The organism is Streptomyces humicola, assembly GCF_024436035.1.
In the GTDB taxonomy this organism is placed as follows: Bacteria; Actinomycetota; Actinomycetes; order Streptomycetales; family Streptomycetaceae; genus Streptantibioticus_B; species Streptantibioticus_B humicola.
The window spans coordinates 40,869-59,463 of sequence record NZ_JANFNG010000004.1; the positions used below are offsets into that span (position 1 = coordinate 40,869).

The 18,595-nt window shown below is 71.1% G+C and carries 16 protein-coding genes and 1 tRNA gene; 5 read left to right on the forward strand and 12 right to left on the reverse strand.

Features of this window, described 5'->3' with window-relative positions; all coding sequences use genetic code 11:
* Nucleotides 1-226 precede the first annotated feature (226 nt).
* The 3 genes from NGB36_RS07935 to NGB36_RS07945 all read right to left on the reverse strand — a co-directional run bounded on the left by NGB36_RS07935 (nucleotide 227) and on the right by NGB36_RS07945 (nucleotide 4,536).
* Nucleotides 227-1,135, reverse strand: coding sequence for a DivIVA domain-containing protein (locus NGB36_RS07935; protein ID WP_255919435.1), 909 nt, complete (start codon nucleotides 1,133-1,135; stop codon nucleotides 227-229).
* Nucleotides 1,136-1,402: 267 nt separating this feature from the next.
* Nucleotides 1,403-3,511, reverse strand: a complete 2,109-nt coding sequence (locus tag NGB36_RS07940; RefSeq protein WP_255919436.1) for an SUKH-4 family immunity protein — start codon at nucleotides 3,509-3,511, stop codon at nucleotides 1,403-1,405.
* Nucleotides 3,512-3,519: 8 nt separating this feature from the next.
* On the reverse strand, nucleotides 3,520-4,536 hold the full coding sequence (locus NGB36_RS07945) for an HNH endonuclease (protein ID WP_255919437.1): 1,017 nt from the start codon (nucleotides 4,534-4,536) through the stop codon (nucleotides 3,520-3,522).
* Nucleotides 4,537-4,934: 398 nt separating this feature from the next.
* Here NGB36_RS07945 and NGB36_RS07950 point away from each other — a divergent pair, with 398 nt between their 5' ends.
* Nucleotides 4,935-5,378, forward strand: coding sequence for a YwqJ-related putative deaminase (locus tag NGB36_RS07950; RefSeq protein WP_255919638.1), 444 nt, complete (start codon nucleotides 4,935-4,937; stop codon nucleotides 5,376-5,378).
* Entirely contained in the window at nucleotides 5,375-5,899 is a 525-nt protein-coding gene (locus NGB36_RS07955) for an SUKH-3 domain-containing protein (RefSeq protein ID WP_255919438.1), read from the forward strand. Before NGB36_RS07950 ends, NGB36_RS07955 begins: the two co-directional genes overlap by 4 nt.
* Before the next feature lie 43 nt (nucleotides 5,900-5,942).
* Here NGB36_RS07955 and NGB36_RS07960 read toward each other — a convergent pair whose 3' ends face one another.
* A complete protein-coding gene (locus NGB36_RS07960; protein WP_255919439.1) occupies nucleotides 5,943-7,289 on the reverse strand; it encodes a sensor histidine kinase in 1,347 nt (448 codons plus the stop codon).
* Between the two features lie 273 nt (nucleotides 7,290-7,562).
* On the opposite strand from NGB36_RS07960, the gene ppc reads away from it, so the two are divergent.
* Entirely contained in the window at nucleotides 7,563-10,310 is a 2,748-nt protein-coding gene (ppc, locus tag NGB36_RS07965) for a phosphoenolpyruvate carboxylase (RefSeq protein ID WP_255919440.1), read from the forward strand.
* A gap of 28 nt (nucleotides 10,311-10,338) precedes the next feature.
* On the opposite strand, the gene NGB36_RS07970 is transcribed toward ppc, so the two are convergent.
* The 6 genes from NGB36_RS07970 to NGB36_RS07995 all read right to left on the reverse strand — a co-directional run bounded on the left by NGB36_RS07970 (nucleotide 10,339) and on the right by NGB36_RS07995 (nucleotide 15,175).
* Complete coding sequence (locus NGB36_RS07970; RefSeq protein ID WP_255919441.1) at nucleotides 10,339-10,833, reverse strand: hypothetical protein; 495 nt, start codon at nucleotides 10,831-10,833, stop codon at nucleotides 10,339-10,341.
* A 48-nt stretch (nucleotides 10,834-10,881) separates the two neighbouring features.
* The gene (gene pth / locus NGB36_RS07975) at nucleotides 10,882-11,466 is read right to left on the reverse strand and encodes an aminoacyl-tRNA hydrolase (RefSeq protein WP_255919442.1); all 585 of its coding nucleotides are present in this window, start codon (nucleotides 11,464-11,466) and stop codon (nucleotides 10,882-10,884) included.
* Between the two features lie 119 nt (nucleotides 11,467-11,585).
* Nucleotides 11,586-12,191, reverse strand: coding sequence for a 50S ribosomal protein L25/general stress protein Ctc (locus tag NGB36_RS07980; RefSeq protein WP_255919443.1), 606 nt, complete (start codon nucleotides 12,189-12,191; stop codon nucleotides 11,586-11,588).
* Between the two features lie 181 nt (nucleotides 12,192-12,372).
* Nucleotides 12,373-13,350 carry a ribose-phosphate diphosphokinase gene (locus NGB36_RS07985; RefSeq protein ID WP_255919444.1) on the reverse strand — a complete coding sequence of 326 codons (978 nt, stop codon included), beginning with the start codon at nucleotides 13,348-13,350 and terminating at the stop codon, nucleotides 12,373-12,375.
* Between the two features lie 162 nt (nucleotides 13,351-13,512).
* Nucleotides 13,513-14,976 carry a bifunctional UDP-N-acetylglucosamine diphosphorylase/glucosamine-1-phosphate N-acetyltransferase GlmU gene (gene glmU / locus NGB36_RS07990; RefSeq protein WP_255919445.1) on the reverse strand — a complete coding sequence of 488 codons (1,464 nt, stop codon included), beginning with the start codon at nucleotides 14,974-14,976 and terminating at the stop codon, nucleotides 13,513-13,515.
* Nucleotides 14,977-15,103: 127 nt separating this feature from the next.
* Nucleotides 15,104-15,175, reverse strand: a tRNA-Gln gene (locus tag NGB36_RS07995).
* 299 nt (nucleotides 15,176-15,474) lie between these two features.
* Between NGB36_RS07995 and NGB36_RS08000 the strand changes: the two genes are divergently transcribed.
* On the forward strand, nucleotides 15,475-16,464 hold the full coding sequence (locus tag NGB36_RS08000) for an acyl-CoA desaturase (RefSeq protein ID WP_255919446.1): 990 nt from the start codon (nucleotides 15,475-15,477) through the stop codon (nucleotides 16,462-16,464).
* A complete protein-coding gene (locus NGB36_RS08005) occupies nucleotides 16,461-17,192 on the forward strand; it encodes a TetR/AcrR family transcriptional regulator (protein WP_255919447.1) in 732 nt (243 codons plus the stop codon). The genes NGB36_RS08000 and NGB36_RS08005 overlap by 4 nt, the downstream gene beginning before the upstream one ends.
* A gap of 37 nt (nucleotides 17,193-17,229) precedes the next feature.
* Here NGB36_RS08005 and NGB36_RS08010 read toward each other — a convergent pair whose 3' ends face one another.
* Both NGB36_RS08010 and NGB36_RS08015 read right to left on the reverse strand, forming a co-directional pair.
* Nucleotides 17,230-17,598 carry a VOC family protein gene (locus tag NGB36_RS08010; protein ID WP_255919448.1) on the reverse strand — a complete coding sequence of 123 codons (369 nt, stop codon included), beginning with the start codon at nucleotides 17,596-17,598 and terminating at the stop codon, nucleotides 17,230-17,232.
* A 6-nt stretch (nucleotides 17,599-17,604) separates the two neighbouring features.
* Entirely contained in the window at nucleotides 17,605-18,414 is an 810-nt protein-coding gene (locus tag NGB36_RS08015) for a trans-aconitate 2-methyltransferase (RefSeq protein ID WP_255919449.1), read from the reverse strand.
* Nucleotides 18,415-18,595: the final 181 nt, after the last annotated feature.

The window sequence follows — 18,595 nt, forward strand, 5'->3', positions numbered from 1 at the left end:
CCCCACGGGGAGTGGGGGAAGACGGGGAAGCGGACAGGACGGTGCGGTGGGGTGGGGTTCAGCCGGTGGGCGTGACCGTCCGGTCCCAGTCGATGTGACGGCGGTGGACCGGCCCGAGCATCTGCTCGGGGGTGGGCACCGCCACGACACGATCCGACGCCAACAGCCTGACATACCGTCAGCTCGTCGGCTCGTCGGCTCGTCGGCTCGTCGGTCCGTCGTCACGTCATTCGGCGGACCGGGGCTCCTCGGCGGTGACACGGCCCGTCAGGGTGGCCAGACTCTGGCGGACGTGCGCGAGATGGCCCTTGATCTCCTCCCGGCGGACTTCGTGCTCACGCTGTTCGCGCTCGATCTCACGGGCGACACGGTCCGCCGTCGCCTGGGCCTGAGCGATGATGCCGGCGGCTTCGGCCTCGGCCTCCTCCTGCCGCCGTCGGGCCGCCTCGTCGGCGTTGGCATGGGTCTGTTCGGCCTCGGCGAGGGTGCGGGCGGCCTGCTCGATCAGCTGACCCAGGCGAGCGTCCAGGCTCGCCTCGCGCTCCGCGAACTCGGTGGCCAGGGTGTCCAGCCGCTCGCCCTGCCGCTTCTCCTGCTCGGCGAGGACCCGGGCGGTCTCCTGACGTGCGCCTTCGAGGACCTGTTCGGCCTCGGCCCGCAGCACCGCCGCCTCCGCCCCGGCCGAGCCGAGGATCTCGGCCGCCTGCTCGTCGGCGTCGGCCGTCACGCTCGCGGCGTGCGCGTCGGCCGCAGAGCGGCGCTCCTGGGCCCGCGCATTCGCCTCGTCGCGAGTGGCGCGTGCCGCGCGCTCCGCCTCGTCGCGCTCCCGTTCCGCCGCCTTCTCCGTACGCTCCCGCAGATCCGCGGCTTCCTTCTCGCACAGATCCATCAGCTCCTGCGCGCCTGCGCTCAGCGTCTCGTACGTCGTCGGGCCGAGCGCCTCGACGGCGGCGCGGAGCTTGGACGCCTCGGCGTCCATCTCGTTGGCGAGGACCGTCAGGCGCGCGGCGCGCTCCCAGGCCACATCGCGTTCCTCGGACAGGTCGGCCAGGAACTGATCGACCTGGTCGGGTTGGTAGCCACGGCCCCGAGCGCTGCCGAAGTCGAAGCCATGGGGGGTCACCGAGGTACTCATGCACTGCCCCTTGCCCTTGTCGCCCTTGTCGCCGTCGGCGCGCGATTGCAGCCGCGTCCATCTTTACCGATTTGAGCGAATTGTCAGTACTGCAACACTCCGCTCACTCCCTACCCGGAATCGGTCATCCTGCGACCACCGATGGAATCGCCGACGGAATCACGGAGATCGCAGACGGCGCGCGGCAAACTCTTCACGCCCTGCTCTCACGGAAGACAACGCAAAGGCGGGCCCCGTCGTGACAACGGGGCCCGCCCTGACTCGTCACTACAACAACCCGTCCCACATCTGTTCGAGCAGCACGGCCCACCAGTTGTCGGGCGAGGACAGCGCGGCCGGGTCGAGCGCCGCGAGCTGGACCTGGAAATCGACCGTCCAGCGGCCCGCCTGATCAGGCGTCAGGCCCAGCCGCAGCCGCCACATCCGCCCGAGCAGGGCCAGACAGCGGGTGAATTCCGGCAGGCTGGAGTTGACGAACTGCGCCGGACTCGCCTGGCCCGGCGCGGCGCCCTGCGTCGCCTCCAGCGGCACGGCCATGATGTGCGCCGTACCGTACTGCACGCACAGCTGGCGGCCGAAATCGTTGCCCATCACCAGGTACGAGGAGGCGTCGGGCGCCGCCTGCACGCCGCGCTCGGCCGCGACCTCGGCGAGCGTCGGCACGGGACGGCCGGGCTGCGGGACGTAGCCCCAGAAGAACGGACCGAAGTCCCGCGGCAGCCCCGCCCAGACGAGGGACTGCGCGACGACGTCCGGCACACCGGCGCGCGCCACCGCGCGCTGGTCGTACCGGAAGACCGTCTGCGGCCCGAACGCCTGCAATAGCTCCTGCCCGATCGCTTCGAGCGGGATCGGGGGCGCGGGCTGCACCTGCCGCGGGGCCGGCAGCGGGACGCGCTGCGGGCGCGGACGGGCCGGGCCGTCCGCCACCTGGTGCAACTCACCCTGGTGGGCAAGGAGTTGCTGGAACCCCTGCTGGCGAGAGGCGTGGTCGCGGCCGTACGGGGCGGTGTGGCTGACCCGCACCTGCGGCCAGGTCTCGCGGATCATCCGCGCGCAGTATCCGCCAGGCAGGTCGCAGGATTCGAGCTCGGTGTGGAGTTCGAGCACCTGCTGCGGCGGAACCCCGAGGCCGTGCAGCTCATGCAGGATCTGCCACTCCGGGTGCGGGGTGCCGGGGGCGGAGCGCCGGATGATCTGCTGCTCGGAGCCGTCGCCCGCACGGTAGCGGAGCACGGCCATATAGCCGGGGCCCACGATCGGTGCGCCCTGCGGGACCTGCGGCTGGGACTGCGGCTGAGGTGGCTGGGGGTAGCCGTAGCCCGCGGGGAGACCGCCCGGGGCCGGCGGCGGAGGCGGCACGGGCGGAACCGGCGGACCGGGCGGACCGGCGAGCACCGTGGGCGCGGCGTGCGGGGACGCGGGCGGCGGGGATGGCGGCGACGGGGGCGACGGCGGCATCGGTGCGGGCGCGGCCGCTGCGGGGGGCGGCGGAGGCGGAGGCGGCGTTGGGACACCGGGACCGTGGGAGGGGCCGCCCGGGGGCTTGGCCAGCATCGTGGCCGCGGCATGCGGATCGCCGTCGGCACCGACCACGGGAGGGGGCGGGGGAGGAGGAGGCGTGCCGGGGGCGCTGGGCGCGCTGGGCGCGCTCAGCTCCGTCTCGTCACCGCCGAGCGACGGCACGAGCTGGGTCGGGATGTAACCGCCTTGCACCGGTGTGCCGGTGGGCGGAGGAAGCAGTTCTGTCTTGGCGTCCGGCCGGACGAGGGGTGACCGGACCTCGGCGTCGGAACCGCTGATCGGCGGTGCCGAGACGGTCGCGGGCGGTACCGCCGGCGTGTCCGCGTCGGACCACGCCGGGGCGGAGGCCGGCGCCGCAGCGGACGCCGAGGCCGGGGTCTCCTCCCGCTGCTCCTGCTCGCGTGCCTGCTCCTGTTCCTGCCGCTCCACCGGCTGCTGCTTCTCCAGCACCGGCGTGGTGCGCCTGCGGTCCGGGATGCCCAGCTTGTCGGCGGCGTCCTGGAGCCACTGCGGCGGACTGAGCAGGAAGGACGTCGCCTCCAGGTCGACGCGCTGCTGGGCCTGCACGGGTCCCGGCTCCGGGTCCGGTTCGCCGTCGCCGTACTCCAGCGCGTACTGCCGGATCACCTCGTCGACCGGGAGCCCCGGCCAGAGCGTGACCTGTCCGTCCTCGTGCGCGATGACCAGTCGCGACCGGCCGCCCTGCCCGTCGTGCGCGTCGTGCGCGTCCTCCGCCCAGGCGACGAAGCCCAGGTCGAACTGGCGCACCTGCACCTCCCGGCGCTGGTGGGGGGGCACGTCAGCGTTGATCCACTGCTCGGCGCGCTCCTGCGCCTGCTGATGCGTGACCACTGGACGATTCACTCCTCCACCGGGACGGCACGTGCGAATCCGCCGTCCACCATCAGGTTGGCCACGGTCTCGAGCTCCGGCGGATTGCCCGCGAGCCGCAGCAGAAAGGCATCGAAATCGTCACCGCACGGCAGGAGCAGGGAGCCGACCCGCTGCTGCGGCGAGTCCCAGGCGCCCTCGGTGTCGCGGACGTCGTCGTAGGCGCAGAACCACACGGTGCCGGTCTGTTCGCCCTTCACCTTCAGCGCGAGCAGTCCGCCCTGAACGTAACCGATGCCCAGGTAGTCCTTGGTGAGGTGGTCGCGCAGGCACTTGTTGACATAGCGCAGGTCGTCGACGTCCGGCTCGTCGCGCAGGGTGAACAACGGCTGGTCGACGAGGAGCCCCAACTCCGGGTCGAGAGCCACCCCGACAGGCGCGCAGCCGCCTGCCGCCTTGAGGAAGTCCCGGTAGGCAGCGGGCAGCTGGTAGCCGAGGTAGTCCTCAATGTCGCGAACGCGCTTCTCATCCACCGGAACCGGTGCCTGCTCGTCGTCGGAGACAGGGCCCGCACCGACGCCCGGCAGCCCGAAGTGGACGGGGCGGGTCTCCTGCAACGGGCGTGTGCCGCGCTTGTCGTGGTCGGCGGGGGCCGTCGCGAGACCCCCGTGATGCCGCAGCAACGCCTTGACCTCGGCCGGGATCAGTTCCATGCGGCGGCCGCCCACGACGTGGTGCCAGGTCCAGCCGTGCGGGGTGGCGACCGGCGTCAGCTCTTCCCACAGCTCATGGCCCGCGTGATACGACGCCGCGTTGGCGGAGACGTAGTCGGTCAGCCGCAGCTCGTCGACACCGAAACCCTCGGGAGGATCGGCGATCTCGGCGGCGGCTCTCGCGTACGGCGAGAAATCCGGATACCCGTTCTCGTCCACCCACACACCCTGTGGATAACGGGCGGCCCGGACCGGGTCCGGGAAGTGCACGACCTGCCCGGCGTAAGCCGCGTTCGGCGGGGCGGCCTGCTGCCCGAGCCGACCTGTCGTCATGGTGGATGCCCCCTGCTTGATCTGGCCCTCTGCTGCGTAGGGCGTGGGAACAGCCTATGGGGTCGACTTGACGGCCCTGAAGCTCCGGACAGACTCGTCACGAACCTCCCGTATCTCCTCCCGGCTTCCATACCACCAGCCACGTTTGGCAGGCTGACCTTCGCAACGGGGGATGCACAGGAGGAAGCACGGCCTTGCGTACCACACATGCAACGCAACAACATAAAAGCGGCACAACCGCCCATGATCCTCGCCTCACCTGGCGAGCCGGCAGATCCGGCGACGAGGCGCCCGCTCCGGCACCAGACGCATCGGACGCGCCCGGCGCCTCCGATGCGCCCGGCGCCTCCGATGCGCCCGGCGCCTCCGATGCGGCCGATGCGGCAGAGCCCGGCGCGCTGACGGGCGCACCCGTGCTGCGGCACCGCCGCGACGGCATCCTCCCGGCCGTCGCAGCCGCGCTGTGCGTCCGCGGAGAGACGCTGACGTGCACCGGCTCCAAGGCCGACGCCCCGCCCCGACTCCACCCGCTCGTCGCCGACTTCCTCGGCTCGCTCCCCGTCGAGCAGCGCGAACGCACCACCGGCCGCTGCCCCGAGGCCATCCTGCTCTCGCGGTACCTGACCGCCGCCGATGCGGCACGCAAGGGGCGCGCCGCACGCAAGCCCCTCAGCCACGGCGAGGCGAAACGGTCGCTGAAGCACGCGAAACTGACGGCTCGCCGGATACGGGAGTACGGGGACCCCGAGCACGGCGCCTACGCACCGCCGTGCCGCGCCTGCACGCCGCTGCTCGCCCACTTCGGGGTGCGCGCGGTCGACCCGAGCGCGGAAGGGGAGTGAGGGCGGCCGTGCCGGCGGCCGGGCCGCTCGGAGATCGTTCCGGGGCCGCCACGCGCTTCCCGCCCGAGGTCGATGCGGCGCTGCGTGCGGCGGGCTGGCAGCCGGGACGCTGGGACATCAAGCAGGCCGAGGTGTGGGCCGACCGGCTGCGGGCGCATGTCTCCCCCGGTGGGCACCGGCACGCCGTCTTCCCCGCGGCGGTCGAGGCGTGGGCGGAGTTCGGCGCGCTGTCGGTGATCCCGGACGGTGGGACGGGACACGAGGTAGCGCCGTGCGGTGTCGTCGTCGACCCGATGCGCGGGGTGCACCTGGCGCGTACGTTCGCCGATCTGGGCCGGGCGCTGGAGACCGAGGTGTGCCCGCTCGGTGAGGAGTCCGGCGGCGCGGCGAAGCTCGCGATCGACGCCGAGGGCCGGGTCTACGCGATCGACCACACCGGCGACTGGTATCTCGGCGGAAGCTTCGACGGGGCCCTGACGACGATGGTCACAGGCGTCCGCCCGGTACGACTGACGGCGTGAGCCGTACCGCGCCCGCGGCCGAGGCCGACGCCTACGGCCGGCGTCAGTCGCGGGCCGGTATGACCGCCGAGACGCGGAAGCCGCCGGTGCGCGTCACGCCCGCGACGAAGCCGCCGCCGAGGGCAGAGACGCGTTCCTTCATCCCCACAAGACCGTTGCCGCCGCTCGGCAGCCCGGCCGACGGCTCGGCGGCAGGCGGCCCGTTCTCCACGAGCACGGCTATCTCCTGGGTCCGGTAAGCCACCCTGACCAGGGTTTTCGCGCCCACGGCATGCTTGTGCGCGTTGGTCAGCGCCTCCTGCACGACCCGGTACGCGGTCTGCTCGACGGGCGGGTCGAGCGGTCTGCGGTCGCCCTCCTCCGAGAGGGACACCGCCATCCCGGCCGCTCGTGACTGCTCGACCAGCACCCCGAGCTCGGCGAGGCACGGGCCGACCTCGCCGTCGTCGTCGGCGGCGCCGTCCGCCGTCCGCTCTGCGCCCCTGGCATCGTTGTCGGCGTCGTTCGGCTCCGGCGGAGCCGACGCAGGCGGTATCTGTCCGTCGATCCGCGACGACGGCGCCGTCCGCAGCACGCCCAGCATCTGCCGCAGCTCGTTGAGCGCCTGCCGCCCCATGTCGCCGAGCAGCTCCGCGGCGCCCTGCGCGCGCTGCGGGTCGCTGAGCACGACAGACCGCAGCGCCGAGGCATGCACCACCATCAGGCTCACCCGGTGGGCGACGACGTCATGCATCTCGCGCGCGATGCGCGTGCGCTCCTCCATGCGCGCCCGCTCCGCCCGCTCCCCCGCCTTCTCGGCGAGCAGCGACAGCTCGCGCTCCAGCCCGTCGGCGCGCTCCCGCAGGCTCTCCACCAGCCTGCGCCGCGCGCCCACGTACAGGCCGAGCAGCACGGGCGGGACGGTCAGGCCCACCGCCATCAGCACCGCGATGGCCAGCAGCAGCCACTGGGGCGTGTGGTAGCCGGAGCGCACGATGCTCTTGTGCATCGACACGAACGCGACGATCAGCGTCCCGGCAACCGTCATCGAGGCCAGCGCGGCGATGATCCTGCGGGGCACGTCGGAGGCGGCGAGCGTGTAGAGGGAGACGACCCCGAGCACGAAGCCCGTCTGGGCCGGGGTGACCGCGAGCGCGATCAGCACCACCGCTGTGGGCCAGCGTCGTCGCAGCAGCAGACTGGCGCCGACGAGCATCCCGAGGACCGCCCCGAGCTCCGGCACCATGCCGCTGTTGTGCGCGAAGGACGCGCCTTCCGCCGTGCACTCGACCGCCGATATCACGGCGAGTGACGCATCGAGCACCAGGCTGCGCCGCCTGGGCCACCACCACGGCCCCCCGCCGGGCGAGCCCTCAGGCCCGCCCGGCACCGTGACCCCCGTTTCCGTCATACCTGCCAGCGTAGGCGGTCCCTCCGACAGCACACCTGGCACCTGTGCCGGCCCTGTGGACAACGCGCCGGAGTGAGCGACACACGTGAGCAAGCGGAGGAGGCACCCCCGCGGAGCCGGGAAGGGCGGCCGAGGGACGAGGCCGGCCGCGGGGCGCGTAGGGGGCGGAGAAGCGAACAGAAGAGGGGATGCCCGCACGCGTCTGCATATGCTGGTCACGCCGGACAGCGCGGTCCGCACCGTCAGCCGTTCCCACGCTAGGAGCCGCAACCCGTGAGCAACGCCGACACCGCCGACACCCATCCGGACCCCGCGGACAACACAGCCCTGCGCGCCGACATCCGCCGCCTCGGCGAGCTGCTCGGCGAGACGCTCGTACGCCAGGAGGGCCGGGACCTCCTCGACCTCGTCGAACGCGTACGGGCGCTGACCCGCTCCGACGGCGAGGCCGCCGCCCGCCTGCTCGGCGAGACCGACCTGCCGACCGCCACCAAGCTGGTCCGCGCCTTCTCCACCTACTTCCACCTCGCCAACGTCACCGAGCAGGTCCACCGCGGCCGCGAGCTGAGCGCCCACCGCGCCGCCGAGGGCGGCCTGCTCGCCCGCACCGCCGACCGGCTCAAGGACGCCGACCCCGACCACCTCCGCGAGACCGTCAAGCACCTGGGCGTGCGCCCGGTCTTCACTGCGCACCCCACCGAGGCGGCCCGCCGCAGCGTGCTGAACAAGCTGCGCCGCATCGCCGAGCTCCTCGACTCCTCCGAGGAGGCCTCCGGCGACCGCCGCCGCCTCGACCTGCGGCTCGCCGAGAACATCGATCTGCTGTGGCAGACCGACGAGTTGCGCGTCGTCCGCCCGGAACCCGCGGACGAGGCCCGCAACGCCATCTACTACCTCGACGAGCTGCACCAGGGCGCGGCCGGCGACGTCCTGGAGGACCTCGCCGCCGAGCTGGAGCGGATCGGGGTTCCCCTGCCGCCCGACACCCGCCCGCTCACCTTCGGCACCTGGATCGGCGGCGACCGCGACGGCAACCCGAACGTCACCCCGCAGGTCACCTGGGACGTGCTGATCCTCCAGCACGAGCACGGCATCAGTGACGCGCTCGAACTGGTCGACTTCCTGCGCGGCGCACTCTCCAACTCGATCCGCAACTGCGGCGCGAGCCAGGAGCTGCTCGACTCCCTGGAGCAGGACCTCAGCCGCCTCCCGGAGATCAGCCCACGCTACAAGCGGCTCAACGCCGAGGAGCCCTACCGCCTGAAGGCCACCTGCATCCGGCAGAAGCTCCTCAACACCCGGGAACGCCTGGCGAGCGGCACCCCGCACGTTGAGGGGCGCGACTACCTCGGCACCGCCGGGCTGCTCGCCGATCTCACCCTCATCCAGGACTCGCTGCGCGCCAACCGCGGCGGCCTGATCGCCGACGGCCGCCTCGACCGTACGATCCGCACGCTTGGCGCGTTCGGCCTCCAGCTGGCCACGATGGACATCCGCGAGCACGCGGACGCCCACCACCACGCGCTCGGCCAGCTCTTCGACCGGCTCGGCGAGGAGTCATGGCGGTACGCCGACATGCCGCGCGACTACCGGCGCAAGCTGCTCGCCAAGGAGCTTCGCTCGCGCCGCCCGCTCGCCCCGCATCCGGCGCCCCTCGACGCCGCCGGCGCCAAGACGCTCGGTGTCTTCGACACCATCCGCGGGGCGTTCGACCGGTTCGGCCCCGACGTCGTCGAGTCGTACATCATCTCCATGTGCCAGGGCGCCGACGATGTCTTCGCCGCTGCCGTCCTCGCCCGCGAGGCCGGGCTGATCGACCTGCACGCGGGCGTCGCCCGGATCGGGATCGTGCCGCTGCTGGAGACCACCGACGAGCTCAAGGCCGCCGACACCCTCCTCGACCAGATGCTCGCCGACCCCTCCTACCGCAAGCTCGTCTCGCTCCGCGGCGACGTGCAGGAGGTCATGCTCGGCTACTCCGACTCCTCCAAGTTCGGCGGCATCACCACCTCGCAGTGGGAGATCCACCGCGCCCAGCGCCGGCTGCGCGACGTCGCCCACCGCTACGGGGTGCGGCTGCGCCTCTTCCACGGCCGCGGCGGCACCGTCGGCCGCGGTGGCGGCCCCACCCACGAGGCGATCCTCGCCCAGCCGTGGGGCACCCTGGAGGGCGAGATCAAGGTCACCGAGCAGGGCGAGGTCATCTCCGACAAGTACCTGCTGCCCTCCCTCGCCCGGGAGAACCTCGAACTGACCGTCGCAGCCACGCTGCAGGCCTCCGCCCTGCACACCGCGCCGCGCCAGTCCGACGAGGCGCTCGCCCGCTGGGACGCGGCGATGGAGCAGGTCTCGGAGGCCGCCCACGCCGCGTACCGGCGTCTGGTCGACGACCCGGACCTGCCCGCGTACTTCTTCGCCTCCACCCCGGTCGACCAGCTCGCCGAGCTCCACCTCGGCTCCCGCCCGTCCCGCCGTCCCGACTCGGGAGCCGGGCTCGACGGGCTGCGCGCGATCCCGTGGGTCTTCGGCTGGACGCAGTCCCGGCAGATCGTGCCCGGCTGGTACGGGGTCGGCTCGGGCCTGAAGGCCGCCCGCGAGGCGGGGCTCGACGCCGTGCTCGACGAAATGCACGCCAACTGGCACTTCTTCCGCAACTTCCTCTCCAACGTCGAGATGACGCTGGCCAAGACCGATCTGCGGATCGCCCGCCACTACGTCGACACGCTCGTGCCGGACGGGCTCAAGCACGTCTTCGACGACATCGAGGCCGAGCACGATCTGACGGTGCGTGAGGTGCTGCGGATCACCGGCGAGCACGAACTGCTCGATGCCAACCCGGTGCTGAAGCAGACGTTCCGGGTGCGCGACGCCTACCTGGACCCGATCTCCTATCTGCAGGTCACCCTGCTCGCGCGGCAGCGCGCGGCGGCGGCGCGCGGCGAGCAGACCGACCCGGCGCTGGCCCGCGCCCTGCTGCTCACCGTCAACGGCGTCGCCGCCGGCCTGCGCAACACCGGCTGAGCACGCCCGGACGACGCGGCGGCGGTCTTCAGGTCAGTGCGAAGGCCGCCGCCAGCAGCGCCGCCCCCACAAGGCCCGCGCCGACCGCCGTTCGCCGCATCCGCAGCCCGAACGCGATCACCAGCGAAGCCAGCAGCAACGCACCGGCGAACGGCACCCAGGCGTGCAGGATCCCGTCCGGCCCGGTGCGCACCACGTCGTCGGTGCCCGGCACCACCGCGACCGGGATCTTCTCACCCGTGGCCTTGGTCGCCGACTTGTCGACGGTCACGCTCGGCCGCGCCGTCCCCGCACCGTCCGCCGGCGCGAACGGCCCGGTGCAGGTGTGGTCACCGCAGGCCTGCACCGTCATCGTGCCCTGTTCCAGGCCGGTGACCATCGCGTCCCGCCCGTGCGTCCACGAGGCCCACGCCCCGGCGGCGAGCACGACGAGCACCACGACGCCGGCGACCAGCATCTTGACGAGCAACAGCAGGCCGTACGCGCTTTCGCCCATCCGGCGGGCCCGGCTCCGTTTGACCATGCGGGCGATCCTTGGCCATCGACGGCCCGCAGGTCAACCGTCGGCCGGTCAACTGTTGTAGGTGGACTGCGCGCGCTCCAGACCGTCCTCGATGAGCGACTCGACCGCGTCGGCGGCGCGGTCCACGAACCACTCCAACTCCTTGCGCTCGGCCGCGGAGAAGTCCTTGAGCACGAAGGCGGCCACCTCCATCCGGCCGGGCGGACGGCCGATGCCACACCGCACCCGCAGATAGTCGGGACCCAGCGACTTGGTGATCGACTTCAGGCCGTTGTGACCGTTGTCACCGCCGCCCTTCTTCAACCGCAGCGTCGCATAGTCGATGTCGAGCTCGTCATGGACGGCGATGATCCGCTCGACCGGAACCTTGTAGAAGTCGCGCAGCGCCGTCACCGGACCGCCGGACAGGTTCATGTACGTCATCGGCTTGGCCAGCACCACGCGCTGCCCGCCGATGCGGCCCTCGACCACCTGGGCCCGGGACTTGTGCGACTTGAAACGGCCGCCGATGCGCCCGGCCAGCAGGTCGGCCACCATGAAGCCGATGTTGTGGCGGTTGCCCGCGTACTCGGGCCCGGGGTTGCCGAGCCCGGCCACGAGCCAGGGCCCCTCCGGGGCGGGGGAACTGCTCATGTTCTCGCGTCACCTCTCCAACAACGGACACCCGGGAACGTACAACAGGCGAACCGCCGCCCGGTGCGTCCGGGCGGCGGTTCGGATCAGCTGTCAAAGACGTGGCTCCTGCGGGCCACTCAGCCCTCGGCGCCCTCGGCCTCGCCCTCGCCCTCGGCGGCCTCCTCGCCCTCGGCCGGGGCCTCGGCCTGCGCGGCCACGATCTGCACGACAACGGCGTCATCGTCGACCTCGAGCACGGTGCCGTTCGGCAGCACGATGTCCTTGGCGACGACGGAGTCACCGGCGTTCAGGCCTTCCACAGAGACGGTGACCGACTCCGGGATGTGGGTGGCCTCGGCCTGGACCGGCAGCGCGTTCAGCACGTGCTCGATCAGGTTGCCGCCCGGCGCCAGCTCGCCCTCGACGTGCACCGGGATCTCGACGGAGACCTTCTCGCCCCGCTTGACCTGCAGCAGGTCGACGTGCTCGAGGAAGCCCTTGATCGGGTCCCTCTGCACGGCCTTGGGGATGACGAGCTCGGTGTTGCCCTCGACGTCCAGGCTGATCAGCACGTTGGCGGTCTTCAGCGCGAGCATCAGGTCGTGGCCCGGCAGCGCCACGTGCACCGGGTCGGCACCGTGGCCGTAGACAACACCCGGGACCTTGCCCTCGCGACGGGTACGGCGCGCGGCGCCCTTGCCGAACTCCTTGCGCAGCTCAGCTGCGATCTTGACCTCAGCCATGTCAGCACTCCTCGTGGATGACGACGGTTAACGAATGCGTCGCTCGGTCCACGACGGACCTGCTGTAAAAGCGCGTCGATAACGGAGCGCCGACCGCGTCCTGACGAACGCGGTTGCGGCCTCCCTCGCCGAGCAACGGAACGATTCTACCTGCGCTGGAGAAGGGGTCAGTGCACGCCGGTCAGTGCACGCCGTTGAACAGGCTCGTCACCGAGCCGTCCTCGAACACCTCGCGGATGGCACTCGCGATCATCGGCGCCATCGACAGCACCGTGATCTTGTCGAGCTCCAGCTCGCCCGGCGTCGGCAGCGTGTTGGTGAAGATGAACTCGCTCACCTTCGAATTCTTCAGCCGGTCGGCCGCGGGCCCGGAGAGTACACCGTGCGTGGAGGCCACGATCACGTCCTCCGCACCGTTGGCGAACAGCGCGTCCGCCGCGGCGCAGATCGTGCCACCGGTGTCGATCATGTCGTCGACCAGGACGCACACGCGGCCGTTGACGTCACCGACGACCTCGTGGACGGTCGCCTGGTTCGCCACGTGCGGGTCGCGCCGCTTGTGGACGATCGCCAGCGGGGCGCCGAGCCGGTCGCACCAGTTGTCGGCGACGCGGACGCGGCCCGCGTCCGGAGAGACGACGGTGAGCTTCGAGCGGTCCACCTTGCCGCCCACGTAGTCGGCGAGCACCGGCAGCGCGATCAGGTGGTCGACCGGGCCGTCGAAGAAGCCCTGGATCTGCGAGGTGTGCAGGTCGACGGTGAGCAGCCGGTCGGCGCCCGCCGTCTTGAACAGGTCGGCCATCAGCCGCGCCGAGATCGGCTCTCGGCCCAGGTGCTTCTTGTCCTGCCGCGCATAGCCGTAGAACGGCACGATCACGGTGATGCGCTTGGCGGAGGCCCGCTTCAGCGCATCGATCATGATCAGCTGCTCCATGATCGACTTGTTGATCGGCGCCGTGTGGCTCTGGATGACGAACGCGTCGCAGCCGCGCGCCGACTCCTCGAACCGCACGTAGATCTCGCCGTTCGCGAAGTCGAAGGCCTTGGTCGGCACCAGGCCGACGCCGAGCTCCTTCGCCACCTCCTCCGCCAGCTCGGGGTGGGCGCGGCCGGAGAAGAGCATCAGCTTCTTCTCACCGGTCGTCTTGATCCCGGTCACTGCACCGTCTCCTTGGTGTTCAACGCAGCTTCGCCCCTGGTATGGCAAGCCGGCGGAATTGTGTGCACCTCACACGGTACGCCGCGCGCGGAGCGCCCGTGCACCCGGCATACGCTGTTGCCCCCGTATGCCCGTTTTCCTATGCCCGTTTCGTAACCCTCGTCAGGACTCACCGGCCCCGTCGTCGTCGGCGCGGGCGGACCGCTCGGCCGCCTGGGCCGCTGCACTGCCGGGGCGCTTGCGCGCCACCCAGCCCTCGATGTTGCGCTGCTGACCGCGGGCCACCGCGAGGGCGCCGGCCGGGACGTCCCTGGTGATCACCGACCCGGCCGCGGTGTAGGCGCCGTCCCCGACGGTGACAGGCGCCACGAACATGTTGTCCGAGCCGGTCTTGCAGTAGCTGCCGACGGTGGTGTGGTGCTTGTGCTCGCCGTCGTAGTTGACGAAGACGCTCGCGGCACCGATGTTCGTGTGCTCGCCGATCGTGGCGTCACCGACGTACGACAGGTGCGGCACCTTGGTGCCCTCGCCGATGACCGCGTTCTTCATCTCGACGTACGTGCCCGCCTTGGCACCCGGTCCGAGCACGGTGCCGGGGCGCAGGTACGCGTACGGGCCGACGCTCGCGTCCTCGCCGATCCGGGCACTGTCGGCGACCGCGTTGATCACCCGGGCGCCGCGGCCCACCTCGGTGTCGGTGAGGGTGCAGTTGGGGCCGACCTCTGCGCCGGACGCGATCCGGGTGGCGCCGTGCAGCTGGGTGCCGGGGTGGATGACGGCGTCGGGCTCGAACTCGACCTCCGCGTCCACCCATGTCGTCGCCGGGTCGACGACGGTGACACCGGCGAGCATCGCCTCGCGCAGCAGCCGGTCGTTGAGCAGGCGGCGCGCCTCGGCGAGCTGGACGCGGTTGTTGATCCCGAGGATCTCCCGGTGGTCGTCGGCGACCGTGGCGCCGACGCGGTGCCCAGCCTCGCGCAGGATGGACAGGGTGTCGGTGAGGTACTCCTCGCCCTGGGCGTTGTCGGTGGTGATCTTGCCGAGGGCGTCGGTGAGCAGCGCCGCGTCGAAGGCGTAGACGCCGGAGTTGATCTCGGTGATGGCGCGCTGCCCGGCGGTGGCGTCCTTCTGCTCGACGATTGCGCAGACCGCGCCGTCGTCCGCCCGCACGATCCGTCCGTAGCCGGTCGGGTCCGGGACCTCGGCGGTCAGCACGGTGACGGCGTTGCCCTCGGCCTCGTGGGCCGCGGTGAGCGCGCGGAGGGTGTCGGCGGTCAGCAGCGGGGTGTCGCCGTAGGTGATGATCACGGTGCCGTCGAGTGCGACGCCCTGCGCCGACAGCTCGTCGAGGCCGATGCGGGCGGCGTGCCCGGTGCCGTTCTGCTCGTGCTGGACGGCGCTGCGGATCGCGGGGTCGATGGAGGCGAGATGCGCGGAGACCCGCTCGCGCGCGTGCCCGACGACCACCACCAGGTGCTCGGGCGCCAACTCGCGTGCCGCGGCGACGACGTGGCCGACCAGCGAGCGGCCGCCGATCTCGTGCAGGACCTTGGGGGTGGCCGACTTCATGCGGGTGCCCTCACCCGCGGCGAGGACGACGACGGCAGCCGGACGAATGGGGCTCACGCGGGGGCTCCTCGGCGTTGAGTGCTGGACACCTCGAGGATACCGAGCGGTTCTGAACAGGCCATACGCGCGCGGGCCCTGACCGGCCGGTCGGCCGGATGGCCGCGCGGACCGCAGCCGGGAAGTGCTCCGCTGCCAGGACTCGAACCTGGAATGATGGGACCAAAACCCACAGTGTTGCCAATTACACCACAGCGGATAGAAAATACCACCAAACCGGACAGTTGATCAGGCTGCCGGATTGACCCCCACCACTATGCCGTACGCCGGCACCGCCACGCGACGGCATACCCGCCTGAGCGGCATGCAGATGGCCGACCGAGGGTACGCGACGGTTCGCGCGTCCTTCGCCGCAAGTCCGCCTGATCGGGTGAAAATCCTCATACCACTGCGCGCTCCGCACCCACGTGGCCCTGTTCCGCTCCGAATAAGCACTGCCATACTTACGTCGCCGTAGGTTACGGAACCGTAGCCACCCCCAGCCCCACGAGGGACACCATGACCACCACACCTGAAGTGATCACCGAGTCCCGGGATCCCGCCACCACCGATCAGCAACAGCTGCCGAGCGCGACGCTCGGCGCGGACACCAAGGGGTCCGTCGAGCAGATCACCCTGGCGCTCTTCATCGGCGTCCCGTTCCTCGCCCTCCTCGCGGCGATTCCGTTCGCCTGGGGATGGGGAATGAGCTGGCTCGACCTCGGCCTGATGACCGGAATGTACTTCCTCGGCTGCCACGGGATCACCGTCGGCTTCCACCGGCACTTCACCCACGGCTCGTTCAAGGCCAAGCGCCCGTTGCGCATCGCGCTCGCGATCGCCGGCTCGATGGCCGTCGAGGGCCCGATCGTGCGCTGGGTCGCGGACCACCGCAGGCACCACAAGTTCTCCGACGCCGAGGGCGACCCGCACTCCCCGTGGCGCTACGGCGAGACCGTTCCGGCACTGCTCAAGGGCCTGTTCTGGGCGCACATGGGATGGATGTTCGACGAGGAGCAGACCCCGCAGCACAAGTACGCCCCCGACCTGATCAAGGATCCGGCGATCCGGGCGGTCTCCAAGCAGTTCGTGCTGTGGACGACCGTCTCGCTGCTGCTGCCCCCGCTGGTCGGCGGTCTGGTGACGATGTCGTGGTGGGGCGCGTTCACGGCGTTCTTCTGGGGCTCCCTGGTGCGCGTGGCGCTGCTGCACCACGTCACCTGGTCGATCAACTCGATCTGCCACGCGGTGGGCAAGCGCCCGTTCAAGTCGCGCGACAAGTCCGGCAACGTGTGGTGGCTCGCAGTGCTCTCGTGTGGCGAGTCCTGGCACAACCTGCACCACGCCGACCCGACGTCGGCGCGCCACGGCGTGCTGCGCTGGCAGCTCGATTCCAGTGCGCGGCTCATCCGGTGGTTCGAACAGCTCGGATGGGCGACCGACGTGCGCTGGCCGAGCGAGGACCGTATCGCCTCCCGTCGTAAGGAAGGCGTCGCCGAGGCGGCATGATTGTGCCCGTGGCGATCGACGGCAGGGCGGGCACTGCGGGAAGTACGAGCGCGACCGCGCGCAAGAGCAAGGCGAGTCAGGGTGCGCCGGGTGCGCCGCCGGCACGGCGCACCCGGCGGGTGCGGATGACCGGCAAGGAGCGCCGCGAGCAGCTCCTCGACATCGGGCGCACACTGTTCGCGGAACGCGGTTTCGAGGGCACGTCGGTCGAGGAGATCGCGCACAAGGCCGGTGTCTCGAAGCCGGTGGTCTACGAGCACTTCGGCGGCAAGGAGGGCCTGTACGCCGTCGTCGTGGACCGCGAGATGCGGATGCTGCTGGACTTGGTGACCAGCGCGCTCACCGGCGGCCACCCGCGGGAGCTGCTCGAACAGGCGGCCTTCGCGCTGCTCGACTACATCGAGCAGTCGACGGACGGCTTCCGCATCCTGGTGCGCGATTCGCCGGTGGCCCAGTCGACGGGCACGTTCGCATCGCTGATCAGTGACATCGCCACACAGGTCGAGGACATCCTCGGGCTCGAGTTCAAGCAGCGCGGCTTCGAGCCGAAGCTGGCACCGATGTACGCGCAGGCGCTGGTCGGGATGGTGGCGCTGACCGGCCAGTGGTGGCTGGACGTCCGCAAGCCGAAGAAGGCCGACGTGGCCGCACATCTGGTGAATCTGGCGTGGAACGGCCTGTCCGGCCTGGAGCCCAAGCCGCGGCTGATAGGGCACCGCAAGGCGTGAGCTCCAGGCCGGGGGTGGCGTCAGTGGCCGGGGTGGCTCAGCCGGCGCCGACGGGCTCCAGGAACTCCAGGCGGTTGCCGAACGGGTCCTCGCAGTAGAAGCGGCGGTGCCCGGGGAGGTTGTCGTCCCAGACGACCTTCGCGCCGCGCTCCTCCAGGCGAGCGGCAAAGGCGTCGATCCCGTCGACCCTGATGCCCGGGTGCGCCTTCCTGGCGGGCCGGAACCCCTCCTCGACGCCGATGTGCAGCCGGGCGGCGCCCGAGGCGAACCAGCAGCCGCCGCGCGCGGCGAGCAGCGGGGGTTTGGGGATCTCCGTCATCCCGAGCACGTCACCGTAGTACGCACGCAACTCGTCCTCGGTGCCGGGCGGCGCGGCGAGCTGGACGTGGTCGAGTGCACTGATCATCGGGGTTCAGCTCCTTTTCGTGGCCACTGCGAAGATCCGGCGGAACGGGAAGGCCGTGCCGCGCGGACCGGACGGGTAGGCCTTGCGCAGTAGGTCGCGGTACTGGGCGAGGAACTCCTCCCGGGCGGGAGGGTCGTCTGCGAGTGCGGTGAGGACGGGACGCAGCGCTGTGCCCTTGGTCCACTCCAGCACCGGGTCCTCGCCGTGGAGGAGCTGGACGTAGGTGGTCTCCCATGCGTCGACGGTGCATCCGAGCGAGTCGAAGAGCTCGAGATATCCGGCGGGTTCGAGGATGTGGACGTAGCGGCGGCCGTGCCCCTTGAGACGGTCGTGCCACTGGGGTGCGTCGCAGAGCTCGGCGAGCAGGGCGTGGCTGGGGGCGTCGAAGTTGCCGGGGACCTGGAGGGCGAAGGTGCCGCCCGGGGCGAGGGATCCGACCCAGTGGGGGATCATGTCGGGGTGGTTGGGGACCCACTGCAGAGCGGCGTTGGAGACGATGAGGTCGTAGGCCTGATCGGGGATCCAGACGGCGGCGTCGGTATGGCGGAAGCGGACAGTGCCGCCCGACGGGGTCCGGCCCGCGTACTGCTCGGCGCTCGCGAGCATCTCGGCGGAGCTGTCGAGGCCGGTGATGTCGGCGTCCGGCCAGCGGTCGGCGAGCTGGACGGTGACGTTGCCCGGCCCGCAGCCGAGGTCGGCGATCTTCGGCGGGGTACCCGGGAGTTCGGGTATGCGGGCGAGGAGGTCGCGGAACGGCCGCGTGCGGTGGCCGGAGTGCCGGAGGTACTGGTGTGGATCCCAGGTCGCCTGGTGCATGGCGGGCCCCTTATGGCTCTTGTGAGGTGGCGTGGCCGGTACCGAAAGGCCTAGTCGAAGGTCTCTCGGCGACGACATTGCCCATACAATCCGGTTTCCAATCTCTTGATATCAAGCTTATTGATATCAAGAGAGTTTTCTTGAAGTCAAGAGACTTCACGTCGACACAACCACTACACTG

Bases quoted from the DNA above. Each gene is read 5' to 3' on its own strand.
- NGB36_RS07935 (WP_255919435.1), bottom strand. From the start codon at position 1,135: ATGAGTACCTCGGTGACCCCCCATGGCTTCGACTTCGGCAGCGCTCGG.
- NGB36_RS07945 (WP_255919437.1), bottom strand. From the start codon at position 4,536: ATGACGACAGGTCGGCTCGGGCAGCAGGCCGCCCCGCCGAACGCGGCT.
- NGB36_RS07960 (WP_255919439.1), bottom strand. From the start codon at position 7,289: ATGACGGAAACGGGGGTCACGGTGCCGGGCGGGCCTGAGGGCTCGCCC.
- NGB36_RS07970 (WP_255919441.1), bottom strand. From the start codon at position 10,833: ATGGTCAAACGGAGCCGGGCCCGCCGGATGGGCGAAAGCGCGTACGGC.
- pth (WP_255919442.1), bottom strand. From the start codon at position 11,466: ATGAGCAGTTCCCCCGCCCCGGAGGGGCCCTGGCTCGTGGCCGGGCTC.
- NGB36_RS07980 (WP_255919443.1), bottom strand. From the start codon at position 12,191: ATGGCTGAGGTCAAGATCGCAGCTGAGCTGCGCAAGGAGTTCGGCAAG.
- NGB36_RS08000 (WP_255919446.1), top strand. From the start codon at position 15,475: ATGACCACCACACCTGAAGTGATCACCGAGTCCCGGGATCCCGCCACC.
- NGB36_RS08005 (WP_255919447.1), top strand. From the start codon at position 16,461: ATGATTGTGCCCGTGGCGATCGACGGCAGGGCGGGCACTGCGGGAAGT.
- NGB36_RS08010 (WP_255919448.1), bottom strand. From the start codon at position 17,598: ATGATCAGTGCACTCGACCACGTCCAGCTCGCCGCGCCGCCCGGCACC.
- NGB36_RS08015 (WP_255919449.1), bottom strand. From the start codon at position 18,414: ATGCACCAGGCGACCTGGGATCCACACCAGTACCTCCGGCACTCCGGC.